The sequence below is a fragment of the Streptomyces sp. 2323.1 genome (assembly GCF_900221035.1).
Classification (GTDB): Bacteria; Actinomycetota; Actinomycetes; order Streptomycetales; family Streptomycetaceae; genus Streptomyces; species Streptomyces sioyaensis.
The window spans coordinates 6,701,055-6,714,121 of the sequence record NZ_LT907981.1; the positions used below are offsets into that span (position 1 = coordinate 6,701,055).

Genomic DNA, 13,067 nt, shown 5'->3' on the forward strand with positions numbered 1-13,067 from the left:
CTACACAACGCCAATCTAGGCGAACGGCGCTCGGCTGTCCGCATCCAGCGCGACCGAATTCCGCGGTGCGGACGGGGGCGGCGGTGTGCCGCCCCCGGGCCGCCCGGCAGGTCAGGACTTCTTCACGGTCGCCCGGTTGATCACGACGGTGGCGTTCGGCACGGTGGCGCGGATCGCCTGGTCGAGATGCGAACCCGCATCGGCGATCTTGCGCAGCACGTCCATGCCGCCGGTGATCGTCCCGAAGGGGGTGTAGTTCGGGGGCAGCTTGCTGTCCTGGTAGACGAGGAAGAACTGGCTGCCACCGGTGTTGCGGGTCTCCTTGCTCCGGCCGTCGTAGCGGTTGGCCATCGCGACCGTCCCCGCCGGATAGACACCGCCCTTGAGCCGCGGGTTCTTGAGGTTCTCGTCCGGAATGGTGTAGCCGGGGGTGCCCTGACCGGTGCCCTTCGGGTCACCGCACTGCAGGACGTGGAGCCCTTCGTCGACCAGCCGGTGGCACTTGCTGTGATCGAAATACCCCTGACCGGCCAGGAAGGCGAAGGAGTTGACCGTGTGCGGAGCCTTGCCGGCGTCCAGCTTCAGCTCGATCGTGCCGCAGGTCGTCGCCAGCTTCGCGGAGTAGGAGGCCGAGGTGTCGAGCGACATCGCCGGCTCCTTCTTCCAGGTCTTCGCCGACGGTGCGCCACTCGCGGGCCTGGCACAGGGGTCCGGGGCCTTCGACGGTGCCCCGTCCGCAGCGGCCCGGTCGGAGGTCCCGCCGCCGGCCAGTCCCGCGGAGGCGTAGACGGCGCCGCCGGAGGCCAGGGCGACGGCCACGGCGGACGCGATGATCACATTGCGGCGTTTGGTCTTCCGCTGGGCGGCGGACCGCCGTTGTTGCTGGCGCTCGAACTTCTCCCGGGCGAGCTGCCGCCGCCGCTGATCTTTGCTGACCACCGGTCGTCTCCTTGTCCGCTCATCGATCACTGAGATGCGCCGTGGCCGTACCGTATACGGGTTCGCCCTGCCGGGAGTCCCGCCGGTAGGCTCTGGAGCTGCCGAGATGTCCGGAGAGCGGTCCCTGCGGCCCGACCTCCACACCGACCTTTAAGGACGAACGTGCTGATTGCCGGGTTCCCCGCCGGGGCCTGGGGCACCAACTGCTACTTGGTCGCCCCCGCCGCCGGTGAGGAGTGCGTCATCATCGACCCGGGCCACCAGGCGGCCCAAGGAGTCGAGGACGCGGTCACAAAGCATCGGCTCAAGCCCGTCGCGGTCGTCCTCACCCATGGCCATATCGACCATGTCGCCTCAGTCGTCCCCGTGTGCGGCGCGCACGACGTCCCGGCCTGGATCCACCCCGAGGACCGCTTCATGATGAGCGACCCGGAGAAGGCCCTCGGCATCTCCATCGGGCAGCAGCTCATGGGCGAGCTGACGGTGGGGGAGCCGGACGACGTCAAGGAGCTGACCGACGGCGCCGCTCTGCAGCTCGCCGGGATGGAGTTCTCCGTCGCGCACGCACCGGGCCATACCAAGGGGTCGGTGACGTTCAGGATGCCCGAGCAGGCCGACATTCCGCCGGTCTTCTTCTCGGGCGACCTGCTGTTCGCCGGCTCCATCGGACGCACCGACCTGCCGGGCGGCGACCACGCCGAGATCCTGCAGTCGCTGGCGCGCGTGTGCCTGCCGCTGGAGGACTCGACCGTCGTCCTGTCCGGCCACGGCCCCCAGACCACCATCGGCCGCGAGCGCGCCACCAACCCCTTCCTGCGGGAGGTGGCCGCCGGCCTCGGAGACGGCTTCAGCGCCGCTCCACGACGAGGAATGTGACGAGAGCTTCCGTGAGCACCTTCAAGGCCCCTAAGGGCACCTACGACCTGATTCCGCCGCAGTCCGCCACCTATCTCGCGGTGCGCGAGGCGATCTCCGCGCCGCTGAAGAACTCCGGGTACGGCTACATCGAGACCCCCGGCTTCGAGAACGTCGAGCTGTTCGCGCGCGGCGTCGGTGAGTCCACCGACATCGTGACCAAGGAGATGTACGCCTTCGAGACCAAGGGCGGCGACCAGCTCGCGCTGCGCCCCGAGGGCACCGCGTCCGTGCTGCGCGCCGCACTGGAGGCCAACCTCCACAAGGCCGGCAACCTCCCCGTGAAGCTCTGGTACTCGGGCTCGTACTACCGCTACGAGCGTCCGCAGAAGGGCCGTTACCGCCACTTCTCCCAGGTCGGCGCGGAGGCCATCGGCACCGAAGACCCGGCGCTGGACGCCGAGTTGATCATCCTGGCGGACCAGGCGTACCGCGCGCTGGGGCTGCGCAACTTCCGCATCCTGCTCAACTCCCTGGGCGACAAGGAGTGCCGCCCCGTCTACCGGGCCGCGCTGCAGGACTTCCTGCGCGGGCTCGAACTCGACGAGGACACCCGGCGCCGGGTCGACATCAACCCGCTGCGCGTCCTGGACGACAAGCGCGAGGCGGTGCAGAAGCAGCTCGACGGGGCGCCCAAGCTCCGCGACTACCTCTGCGAGGCCTGCAAGGCGTACCACGAGCAGGTGCGCGAGCTGCTGACCGCGGCGGGCGTGGCCTTCGAGGACGACGAGAAGCTGGTCCGCGGCCTGGACTACTACACCCGCACCACCTTCGAGTTCGTCCACGACGGCCTGGGCTCGCAGTCCGCGGTGGGCGGTGGCGGCCGCTACGACGGCCTCTCGGAGATGATCGGCGGCCCCGCGCTGCCGTCCGTCGGCTGGGCGCTGGGCGTCGACCGTACGGTGCTGGCGCTGGAGGCGGAGGGCATCGCGCTCGACATCCCCGCCGCCACCGCCGTCTACGCGGTACCGCTCGGCGAGGAGGCCCGCCGGGTGCTGTTCGGCGTGGTCACCGAGCTGCGCCGGTCCGGTGTCGCCACCGACTTCGCGTACGGCGGCAAGGGCCTGAAGAACGCCATGAAGTCCGCCAACCGCTCCGGCGCACGGCTGGCGCTGGTGGCGGGCGAGCGGGATCTGGCCGAGGGCGTCGTCCAGCTCAAGGACCTTCAGAGCGGCGAGCAGACCGCGGTCGCGCTGGGCGCGGTGGCCGAGAAGATCCGGCGCACGCTGGGCTGAGCCGCCCGCGGACGGACGTTGAGGGGCCCGGCGGCGAGCTGCCGTCCGGGCCCTTCGTACTGCCGGGAGCGCCGGGTCAACGCCTGGCCGTGCGTTCATCCCGGCGGACGATTCCGGTGCGGCCGTAGCGGCGGCGGCGTGCTTGCGGGCGGGCGGCAGGGCGGGCTGGGCGGAGCGAAGGCTGAGAGAACGCTGTGTACGGAGAGTTCGTCTTTATGTGCAGCGCACAGTGCGTCATGGTGAAGTTGGGGCAGAATGAACGGCGCGGCCGCGCATGCCGGCCCGCCTGCTGAGGCCCATCTCCCGAGGGATCGACGGAACGGCGATATGACGACGACAGCGCTTGACGACGTGTCCACCGACGACGACCACGCGAGCGGCGCGCCCGCCACCGGCTCCGGCCGCGGGCTCGCCCTGCTCCTGGTGATCACCGGTGCGCTGGGTCTGCTGGCGGCCTGGGTCATCACCTTGGACAAGTTCGAGCTGCTGAAGGACCCGAACTACAAGCCGGCCTGCAGCCTCAACCCGATCATCTCCTGCGGCAGCGTGATGCAGAGCAAGCAGGCGGAGGTCTTCGGCTTCCCCAACCCGATGGCCGGGCTGGTCGGCTTCGGCGTGGTGATCGCGATCGGCATGGCCCTGCTGGCGGGCGCCCGTTTCCGCCGCTGGTACTGGATCGGGCTGAACATCGGCACCGGGCTCGCCGCGGTCTTCTGTATGTGGCTGATGACCCAGTCGCTGTACAGCATCAACGCGCTGTGCCTGTGGTGCACGCTGACCTGGTGCGTCACGATCCTGATGTTCTGGTACACGACCGTGCACAACCTCAAGCACGGCATCATCCCGTCGCCCGAGGGCCTGCGCCGTACGGTGCTGGAGTTCCACTGGGTCGTACCGGTCCTTTGGTACGGCGTGATCGCGCTGCTGATCCTCACCAAGTGGTGGTCGTACTGGAGCACGCTGATCTAGTAGGTGCGCGAAGCCCGTTCCACGCCCCGGCGGCCGTCATCGACGGCGGCCGGGGCGTTGTCAGTGGGGTGGCTTAGGCTCGTGATCGTGGAGCCCGACCTGTTCACCGCCGCCGCCGAAGACCGCCAGGAGAAGGACCCTGCGGGGTCCCCGCTCGCCGTGCGGATGCGTCCGCGCACCCTCGACGAGGTCGTGGGCCAGCAGCATCTGCTCAAGCCGGGCTCGCCGTTGCGGCGGCTGGTCGGGGAGGGGAACGGCGGCCCCGCGGGGCCGTCCTCGGTGTTCCTGTGGGGGCCGCCCGGCATCGGCAAGACGACCCTCGCGTATGTCGTCAGCCAGGCGACGAACAAGCGCTTCGTGGAGCTGTCGGCGATCACGGCGGGCGTCAAGGAGGTCCGTACGGTCATCGACGGCGCCCGGCGCGCCTCGGGCGGCTACGGCAAGGAGACCGTCCTCTTCCTCGACGAGATCCACCGCTTCAGCAAGGCCCAGCAGGACTCCCTGCTGCCCGCCGTGGAGAACCGCTGGGTGACCCTGATCGCCGCGACGACCGAGAACCCGTATTTCTCGGTGATCTCGCCGCTGCTCTCCCGGTCCCTGCTGCTGACGCTCGAACCCCTCACGGACGACGATCTGCGCGGGCTGCTGCGGCGCGCGCTGACCGATGCGCGCGGGCTGGCCGGCGCGGTGACCCTCCCCGAGGACACCGAGGCACATCTGCTGCGCATCGCGGGCGGGGACGCCCGGCGGGCGCTGACGGCCCTAGAGGCCGGCGCCGGATCCGCGCTGGCCAAGGGCGAGAAGGAGATCACCCTCCGGACGCTGGAGGAGTCCGTCGACCGGGCGGCGGTGAAGTACGACCGGGACGGCGACCAGCACTACGACGTCGCCAGCGCGCTGATCAAGTCCATCCGGGGCTCGGACGTCGATGCCGCGCTGCACTATCTCGCGCGCATGATCGAGGCGGGCGAGGACCCGCGCTTCATCGCCCGCCGGCTGATGATCTCGGCGAGCGAGGACATCGGCCTGGCCGATCCGACGGCGCTGCAGACGGCGGTCGCCGCCGCCCAGGCCGTGGCGCTGATCGGCTTCCCGGAGGCGCGGATCACCCTCAGCCAGGCCACCATCGCGCTCGCCCTGGCGCCGAAGTCGAATGCCGCATATCTCGCGATCGATGCCGCGCTGGCGGACGTCCGGGCCGGTCAGGCGGGTGCGGTGCCGCTCCATCTGCGCGACAGCCACTACAAGGGCGCCCAGAAGCTCGGCCACGGTCAGGGCTATCAGTATCCGCACGACCTGCCGGGCGGCATCGCGGCCCAGCAGTACGCGCCGGACGAGGTGCACGGCAAGCGCTACTACTCCCCGACCCGGCACGGTGCCGAGGCCCGCTATGCCGATGTCGCCGAGCGGGTCCGCGGCCGGCTGCGCGGCGCGGGCGGCGAGGGCGCCACCGACTAGGCGTGGCCGCGCCCTCGCGACTACTGCGCTCCCGGCTCCACCGCGCTCCCGGCTCCACCGCGCTCCCGGCTCCACCGCGCTCCCGGCTCCACCGCGCTCCCGGCTCCACCGCGCTCCCGGCTCCACCGCGCTCCCGGCGCTACTGCACCCCCGCCGCCTCGAAGAGCCGGTGCATCGCCCGCCGCAGCCCGGCCACGTCCCGCACCGGCTCCGGGAAGTCGAACCGCGCGTCGTAGGAGCGCTGCCCGGCGTCGGTGAAGCGGACCCGCAGCCCGAAGCGGTCCAGGCTCACCGGCACCGCCCGATCGCGCAGCCCGCAGACCGCTTCGGCGTCGTCCAGCAGGGCACACAGCCCGCGCACCTGCTCGCCGTGCGCCGTGTGCAGATGCTGCAGCAGCTCCGCCTCATGGGCGACCAGCGGGTCGGGGGCCGCCTCGGCGAAGGCGTCGGGCTCGACGGGCGCGGCGCCCCACAGATCGTCCACCGCGCACTCACCGACCTCCAGGCGCAGCATCATCCAGGCGGCCCGCCCGTACATGCCCGGTGCCGGGTCCGGCTGCAGTGCTTCGCCGATGCCGAGCAGCTCGCCCACCGGCTGCCGCTCCGCCAGCAGCATCGCGGCCTCGGCGCGCTGCGCGTTGCGTACGGGCGTGAGCCAGCCGACGATCCAGGCCCGGCCCCGGATGCGATGGGGCACCGAAACCGGTGCGACATCCGTGATCTCCATCACGGCTGCCAGATCGTCGTCCTGGGCGTGTGCGGCAGCCCGGGCCGCCGCACAGTCGCCAGGAACCAGCAACAGCACGTCTCCACCGGGTGTCACGGCCCGGCAGACCGGACCGGCGAGGCCGTTCTCGTCGGGGTCCTCGACGCCGGGGACGTTCAGCGACGCCATACCATGGGACTCGACGAGGGTTCGTACGCGCTCGGCGGCAGTGGGCTGCTGGGCGTCTTCCTTGGGACGCGGCTGACCCGCCTCTGTGCTCTGAGCGGCACCGGGCAGGGGGATCCCAGGTCGAAACATGCGTTCTCCTCGCGCTAAGGTAAGCCTCACCTAACTTACACGGAGGTCCGTTCCACGTGAACCAGTCGCGTCCCAAGGTCAAGAAGTCCCGCGCGCTCGGCATCGCGCTGACGCCGAAGGCCGTCAAGTACTTCGAGGCCCGTCCCTACCCGCCCGGCGAGCACGGCCGTGGCCGCAAGCAGACCAGTGACTACAAGGTCCGTCTGCTCGAAAAGCAGCGTCTGCGTGCGCAGTACGACATCAGCGAGCGCCAGATGGCGCGTGCCTACGACCGCGCTCGGAAGGTCGATGGCAAGACCGGCGAAGCGCTGATCATCGAGCTTGAGCGCCGTCTGGACGCGCTCGTCCTGCGGTCGGGCATCGCCCGCACGATCTACCAGGCTCGCCAGATGGTCGTCCACGGCCACATCTCGGTGAACGACCGCAAGGTCGACAAGCCGTCCTTCCGCGTCCGTCCCGGCGATGTCGTGATGGTCCGCGAGCGCAGCCGCGAGAAGCACCCCTTCCAGGTCGCGCGTGAGGGTGGCTACGACACCGACGGTGAGACCCCGCGCTACCTCGAGGTCAACCTGCCGGCTCTGGCGTTCCGTCTCGACCGGGACCCGAACCGCAAGGAGATCCCGGTGATCTGCGACGAGCAGCTCGTCGTCGAGTACTACGCCCGCTAAGCACCACAGCAGGCGCAGCACCACGCTCAGCCCGCCGTCTCCCCGCCGCTCGCGGAGGGGGAGGCGGCGGGTTCGTTCGTGCCGGACGCCGTGCGCCGGCCCGCGAAGGCCGGGCCCGCGGACCGCAGGGCCCGGGCCACCGCCGCGTCCAGATCGAGCCGCCCGCCCACCCGCAGGCAGTGCTCGTAGCGCGCGGACCCCAGCTGCTCGCGCGCCTGCTCCGCGCACCGCACATGCGGCTGGTGGAAGTGGCGCGAGCCGAACAGCGGCAGCCCGACCGACGGCCACAGCCGTGCCGCGGCGCCCTGCAGCACCGCCGCCTCCGCCGCATCGCCCTCGCCCAGCGTCACCTGGGCCAGCAGCTCGATCGCCAGCACCGCGCCCAGCAGATCGCCGAAGGAGTGCTCGATGGCCAGGCACTTCTCCAGCAGCGCCCGCGCCCGCCCGCCGTCCCCGCTCGACCAGGCCGCACAGGCCAGCACGAACTGGGCGTACGCCAGCGTCCAGCGCTCACCGTGGTCCTCGCACACCTCCAGGACGCCCTCGCACAGCCGCACCGCGTCCGCCAGCTCGCCCTGGAAGGTCAGCGCCATCGCCAGCTCCACCTGCCCCATCAGCACCGTGCTGTTGAGCTCGCCGATCTCCCGGTAGCGGCGCAGCGCCCGGCGCAGCAGCTCCTCGGCGCGCGGCATGTCGTCACAGATCAGCGCCAGGCAGCCGGTGCGCTGCAGCGCATACGCGGCGGCGGTGGCGTTGCCGGTCCGCTCGGCCTCGTCCCGGCACCGCTGCAGCGACCCGAGGGCCGCGACGGTGTCGCCCTGGAGCACCGCGACATAGCCGGCCACCCACAGCGCCTTCATCCGTGCGTCGTCGTGGTCGCTCTCCAGCTCCAGGGCCCGGTCCAGCCAGTGCCGGCCCTCCGCGAGCCGTCCGCAGGCCACCCAGTAGAACCACAGGGTGCCGGCCAGATACTGGCCCAGATGCGAATCGGCGGGGCTCTGCAGGCTCTGCTCCAGTGCCACCCGCAGATTGGGCAGCTCGGCCTCGATCCGGGCCGCGATCTCGGCCTGCCGGGGGCTGAACCAGTCCAGCTCGCACCAGGTGGCCAGCCCCAGATACCAGTCGCGGTGCCGGCGCCGCAGCCGGTCGCCGTCGCCGGTCGCCGCCAGCCAGCCCGCGCCGTAGTCCCGTACGGTGTCCAGCATCCGGTAGCGCACCCCGGCCGCGGTCTCCTCGCGGACCAGCACCGACTGGGCGACCAACTCCGCGAGGACGTCGAGGAGTTCAACGGCCGGCAGCTCCGGGCCCGAGCAGACGTATTCGGCCGCCTCCAGGTCGAACTGCCCGGCGAAGACCGACAGCCGCGCCCACAGCAGCCGCTCCGCGGGCGTGCACAGCTCATGGCTCCAGCCGATCGCGGTCCGCAGGGTCTGATGGCGGGGCAGAGCACCACGGGCGTTGCCGGTCAGCAGCCGGAAGCGGTCGTCGAGCCGGTGCAGCACCTGGGCCGCGGACAGCGCGCGCAGCCGTCCGGCGGCCAGTTCCAGTGCGAGCGGGATGCCGTCGAGCCGGTCGCAGAGCTCGCCGACCACCGCCTCGTCGGACGGCCCGACGGTGAAGCCGGCGACGACGGACGCGGCGCGGTCGGCGAACAGGGCACTCGCCTCGGCGGTGTTCATCGGCGCGAGCGGCACGATCCGTTCGCCGCCGAGCCCGAGCGGGCGGCGGCCGGCGGCCAGCACCCGCAGCCCGGGGGCGCGCCGCAGCAGCTCCGCGGTCAGCTCGGCACAGGCGTCGACCAGGTGCTCGTACCCGTCGAGGACGAGCAGCAGCTCACGGTCGGCCAGGTGCTCGCACAGCGCGGCCCGCACCGGGCGGCCGCCGTAGCCGGCCGGTGCCAGGACCTCGGCGACGGCGTGGTCCAGCAGGTGCGCCTCGCGCAACGAGGCCAGTTCGACCAGCCACACGCCATCGGAGAAGCGATCCTGCAAGATCGCTGCGCTCTGTCCGGCAAGACGTGATTTCCCGACGCCGCCGAGGCCGGTGAGGGTCACGAGCCGGGCGGAGGCCAGCTCCCGCGCCAGCGCCGCCAGTTCGTCGCCGCGGCCGATGAAGCGGTTGAGTTCCGCGGGGAGGTTGCCGGGCCTTCGCGGTGCCCGGAGACGCTCGGGGGAGGGGCGGGCGGCGGGGCCGGGGCGCGTGAGGCGTCGCATGGCACACGGAGCGTACTCGGCGGGATGCGGACCGTACAATCACACCGCCGGATTCCCCCGGCATCCGCTGCGCGCCACCGGGAACGCGGTGCGGGCGGGCAGTCGCGGCGCGATAAGGTCAAGGTTGCCGTTCGAGCAGGACGAAACCAGACCAGACCAGTCGGAGAGTGGTGCCAACGTGTCCGGTGGAGAGGTGGCCGGGATCCTCGTGGCCGTCTTCTGGGCGATCCTTGTGTCGTTCCTCGCCCTCGTGCTGGTGAGGCTCGCGCAGACGCTGAAGGCGACCACGAAGATGGTGGCCGAGGTGTCCGAGCAGGCCGTCCCGCTCCTGGCCGACGCCTCCGCGACCGTCCGCTCCGCGCACAGCCAGCTGGCCCGCGTCGACGCCATCGCGGCCGACGTCCAGGAGGTCACCGCCAACGCCTCCGCGCTCTCCTCGACCGTCTCCTCCGCCTTCGGGGGTCCGCTGGTCAAGGTGGCCGCGTTCGGCTACGGCGTGCGCCGGGCGATCGGCAAGAAGGGCGAACCGGAGTCGAAGCGCACCGTCGTCGTCGGCCGTACCCTGCCCGGCGCCCGCCGCGGCGGGCGCCGCAACCGCCGCTCCAAGGACTGATCACCGCGATGTTCCGCCGCGCATTCTGGTTCACCACCGGCGCCGCCGCCGGCGTGTGGGCCACCAACAAGGTCCACCGCAAGCTGCGCAAGCTGCAGCCCGACAGCCTCGCCGCGCAGGCCGCGGACAAGGCCGTCGAGACCGGACACCGGCTGCGCCAATTTGCATTGGACGTACGGACCGGAATGGCGGACCGTGAAGAGCAGCTGCACGAAGCCCTCGGCATCGGTGAGCCGGCCGACGTGCGCGAGCTGCCCGCACCGCGGCGTGCAGTGCTCGAACCGCAGTACCGAACCACGAGAACAACCGGACCGCACGGTCTGACCGGACCGACTGGAAAAGAGGACCACTGATGGAGTCGGCTGAAATCCGCAGGCGCTGGCTGCGCTTCTTCGAGGAGCGCGGGCACACCGTCGTGCCGTCGGCGTCGCTCATCGCGGACGACCCGACGCTGCTGCTCGTCAACGCGGGCATGGTCCCCTTCAAGCCGTACTTCCTCGGCGAGGTCAAGCCGCCCGCCCCGCGTGCCACCAGCGTCCAGAAGTGCGTCCGTACGCCGGACATCGAAGAGGTCGGCAAGACCACCCGGCACGGCACGTTCTTCCAGATGTGCGGCAACTTCTCCTTCGGCGACTACTTCAAGGAAGGCGCCATCACGTACGCCTGGGAGCTGCTGACCAGCTCGCAGACCGACGGTGGCTACGGCCTCGACCCGGAGAAGCTCTGGATCACCGTCTACCTCGAGGACGACGAGGCCGAGCGCATCTGGCACGAGGTCATCGGCGTGCCCAAGGAGCGCATCCAGCGCCTGGGCAAGAAGGAGAACTACTGGTCCATGGGAGTCCCGGGCCCCTGCGGCCCGTGCTCCGAGATCAACTACGACCGCGGCCCGGACTTCGGCGTCGAGGGCGGCCCGGCCGTCAACGACGAGCGGTACGTGGAGATCTGGAACCTCGTCTTCATGCAGTACGAGCGGGGCCAGGGCACGGGCAAGGAGGACTTCGAGATCCTCGGCGACCTGCCCAGCAAGAACATCGACACCGGCCTCGGCCTCGAGCGCCTGGCGATGATCCTGCAGGACGTACAGAACATGTACGAGACCGACACCCTGCGCGTCGTCATCGACAAGGCCACCGAGCTGACCGGCGTCCGCTACGGCGCCGCGCACGACTCCGATGTCTCACTGCGCGTGGTCGCCGACCACATCCGCACCTCCACGATGCTCATCGGCGACGGCGTCACGCCCGGCAACGAGGGCCGCGGCTACGTCCTGCGCCGCATCATGCGCCGCGCCATCCGCAACATGCGCCTGCTGGGTGCCAGTGGGCTGGTCATCGGTGAGCTGATGGACGTGGTCATCAAGACCATGGGCCAGCAGTACCCGGAGCTGCTGGAGGACCGCCGCCGCATCGAGACGGTCGCCCTCGCCGAGGAGGCCGCCTTCGTCAAGACGCTGAAGGCCGGCACCAACATCCTCGACACCGCCGTCACCGACACCAAGTCCGCCGGCGGCACGGTCCTGCCCGGCGAGAAGGCCTTCCTGCTCCACGACACCTGGGGTTTCCCGATCGACCTCACCCTCGAAATGGCCGCCGAACAGGGCCTTTCGGTGGACGAGTCGGGCTTCCGCCGCCTGATGACCGAGCAGCGGGAGCGCGCGAAGGCCGACGCCCAGGCCAAGAAGAGCGGCCACGCCAACCTGTCCGCCTACCGTGAGGTCGCCGACACGTCCGGCGCCACGGAGTTCACCGGCTACAGCGCCACCGAGGGCGAGTCCGCCATCGTGGGCCTGCTGGTCAACGGCGTCCCGGCGCCCGCCGCCCACGAGGGCGACGAGGTCGAGGTCGTCCTGGACCGCACCCCCTTCTACGCCGAGGGCGGCGGCCAGCTCGCCGACACCGGCCGGATCAAGCTGGAGTCCGGCGCCGTCGTCGAGGTCCGCGACGTCCAGCAGCCGGTGCCCGGCGTCACGGTCCACAAGGGCGTCGTCCAGGTCGGCGAGGTGGTGGTCGGCTCCGCCGCGTACGCCACCATCGACGTCACCCGCCGGCGGGCCATCGCCCGCGCCCACAGCGCCACCCACCTCACCCACCAGGCGCTGCGCGACGCCCTCGGCCCGACGGCCGCCCAGGCCGGTTCGGAGAACTCCCCGGGCCGCTTCCGCTTCGACTTCGGCTCGCCGGCCGCCGTGCCCGGCACGGTCCTGACCGACGTCGAGCAGAAGATCAACGACGTGCTGGCCCGTGAGCTCGATGTGCACGCCGAGGTCATGAGCATGGAGGACGCCAAGAAGCAGGGCGCCATCGCCGAGTTCGGCGAGAAGTACGGCGACCGGGTCCGGGTCGTCACCATCGGCGACTTCTCCAAGGAGCTGTGCGGCGGCACCCACGTCCACAACACCGCCCAGCTGGGTCTGGTGAAGCTGCTCGGTGAGTCCTCCATCGGCTCCGGCGTACGCCGCGTCGAGGCGCTGGTCGGTGTGGACGCCTACCGGTTCCTCGCCCGCGAGCACACCGTCGTCTCGCAGCTCACCGAGCTGGTCAAGGGACGTCCGGAGGAGCTGCCGGAGAAGATCTCCGGTGTCCTGGCCAAGCTGAAGGACGCCGAGAAGGAGATCGAGAAGTTCCGCGCCGAGAAGGTGCTCCAGGCCGCCGCCGGGCTGGCCGAGGGCGCCAAGGACGTGCGCGGGGTGGCGCTGGCCGCCGGTCAGGTCCCCGACGGCACCTCCGCCGACGATCTGCGCAAGCTGGTGCTCGACGTCCGCGGCCGGATCCAGGGCGGCCGGGCCGCCGTTGTGGCGCTTTTCACGGTGGCCAACGGCCGTCCGCTGACGGTCATCGCCACCAACGAGGCCGCCCGCGAGCGCGGCATCAAGGCCGGTGACCTGGTCCGGGCCGCCGCCAAGACGCTCGGTGGCGGTGGCGGCGGCAAGCCGGACGTCGCCCAGGGCGGTGGCCAGAACGCCGCCGCGGTGCCCGAGGCCCTTGAGGCCGTCGAGCGCCTCGTCGCCGAGGCGGCCTGACGCGCGTGAGT

11 protein-coding genes are annotated in these 13,067 nt (G+C 71.2%); 8 read left to right on the plus strand and 3 right to left on the minus strand.

Annotation, left to right across the window (positions count from 1 at the left end; all coding sequences use genetic code 11):
- Positions 1 to 111: 111 nt before the first annotated feature.
- Positions 112 to 939, minus strand: coding sequence for a peptidylprolyl isomerase (locus CPH93_RS28945; RefSeq protein ID WP_096214498.1), 828 nt, complete (start codon positions 937 to 939; stop codon positions 112 to 114).
- A 162-nt stretch (positions 940 to 1,101) separates the two neighbouring features.
- On the opposite strand from CPH93_RS28945, the gene CPH93_RS28950 reads away from it, so the two are divergent.
- The 4 genes from CPH93_RS28950 to CPH93_RS28965 all read left to right on the plus strand — a co-directional run bounded on the left by CPH93_RS28950 (position 1,102) and on the right by CPH93_RS28965 (position 5,516).
- Positions 1,102 to 1,815, plus strand: coding sequence for an MBL fold metallo-hydrolase (locus tag CPH93_RS28950; protein ID WP_093482232.1), 714 nt, complete (start codon positions 1,102 to 1,104; stop codon positions 1,813 to 1,815).
- An 11-nt stretch (positions 1,816 to 1,826) separates the two neighbouring features.
- On the plus strand, positions 1,827 to 3,089 hold the full coding sequence (hisS, locus tag CPH93_RS28955) for a histidine--tRNA ligase (protein WP_096214499.1): 1,263 nt from the start codon (positions 1,827 to 1,829) through the stop codon (positions 3,087 to 3,089).
- Positions 3,090 to 3,416: 327 nt separating this feature from the next.
- Positions 3,417 to 4,058: a vitamin K epoxide reductase family protein gene (locus CPH93_RS28960; RefSeq protein WP_093648796.1), complete on the plus strand. Its 642-nt coding sequence runs from the start codon at positions 3,417 to 3,419 to the stop codon at positions 4,056 to 4,058.
- Between the two features lie 87 nt (positions 4,059 to 4,145).
- Positions 4,146 to 5,516 carry a replication-associated recombination protein A gene (locus tag CPH93_RS28965; protein WP_096215628.1) on the plus strand — a complete coding sequence of 457 codons (1,371 nt, stop codon included), beginning with the start codon at positions 4,146 to 4,148 and terminating at the stop codon, positions 5,514 to 5,516.
- 139 nt (positions 5,517 to 5,655) lie between these two features.
- Here the strand turns inward: CPH93_RS28965 and CPH93_RS28970 are convergent, their stop codons facing one another.
- Positions 5,656 to 6,411 (minus strand): DUF2470 domain-containing protein, encoded by a 756-nt coding sequence (locus CPH93_RS28970; RefSeq protein WP_096214500.1) that lies wholly within the window; start codon positions 6,409 to 6,411, stop codon positions 5,656 to 5,658.
- A gap of 185 nt (positions 6,412 to 6,596) precedes the next feature.
- On the opposite strand from CPH93_RS28970, the gene rpsD reads away from it, so the two are divergent.
- On the plus strand, positions 6,597 to 7,208 hold the full coding sequence (gene rpsD / locus CPH93_RS28975; RefSeq protein WP_006607474.1) for a 30S ribosomal protein S4: 612 nt from the start codon (positions 6,597 to 6,599) through the stop codon (positions 7,206 to 7,208).
- A 26-nt stretch (positions 7,209 to 7,234) separates the two neighbouring features.
- On the opposite strand, the gene CPH93_RS28980 is transcribed toward rpsD, so the two are convergent.
- Positions 7,235 to 9,421, minus strand: a complete 2,187-nt coding sequence (locus tag CPH93_RS28980; RefSeq protein WP_096215629.1) for an ATP-binding protein — start codon at positions 9,419 to 9,421, stop codon at positions 7,235 to 7,237.
- A 178-nt stretch (positions 9,422 to 9,599) separates the two neighbouring features.
- Here CPH93_RS28980 and CPH93_RS28985 point away from each other — a divergent pair, with 178 nt between their 5' ends.
- Genes CPH93_RS28985 through alaS form a run of 3 tightly spaced genes read left to right on the plus strand, consistent with a single transcriptional unit; the run spans position 9,600 to position 13,056 of the window.
- On the plus strand, positions 9,600 to 10,034 hold the full coding sequence (locus tag CPH93_RS28985; protein ID WP_006607472.1) for a DUF948 domain-containing protein: 435 nt from the start codon (positions 9,600 to 9,602) through the stop codon (positions 10,032 to 10,034).
- An 8-nt stretch (positions 10,035 to 10,042) separates the two neighbouring features.
- Positions 10,043 to 10,387: a DUF6167 family protein gene (locus tag CPH93_RS28990; protein WP_096214501.1), complete on the plus strand. Its 345-nt coding sequence runs from the start codon at positions 10,043 to 10,045 to the stop codon at positions 10,385 to 10,387.
- Positions 10,387 to 13,056: an alanine--tRNA ligase gene (alaS, locus tag CPH93_RS28995; protein WP_096214502.1), complete on the plus strand. Its 2,670-nt coding sequence runs from the start codon at positions 10,387 to 10,389 to the stop codon at positions 13,054 to 13,056. Before CPH93_RS28990 ends, alaS begins: the two co-directional genes overlap by 1 nt.
- Positions 13,057 to 13,067: the final 11 nt, after the last annotated feature.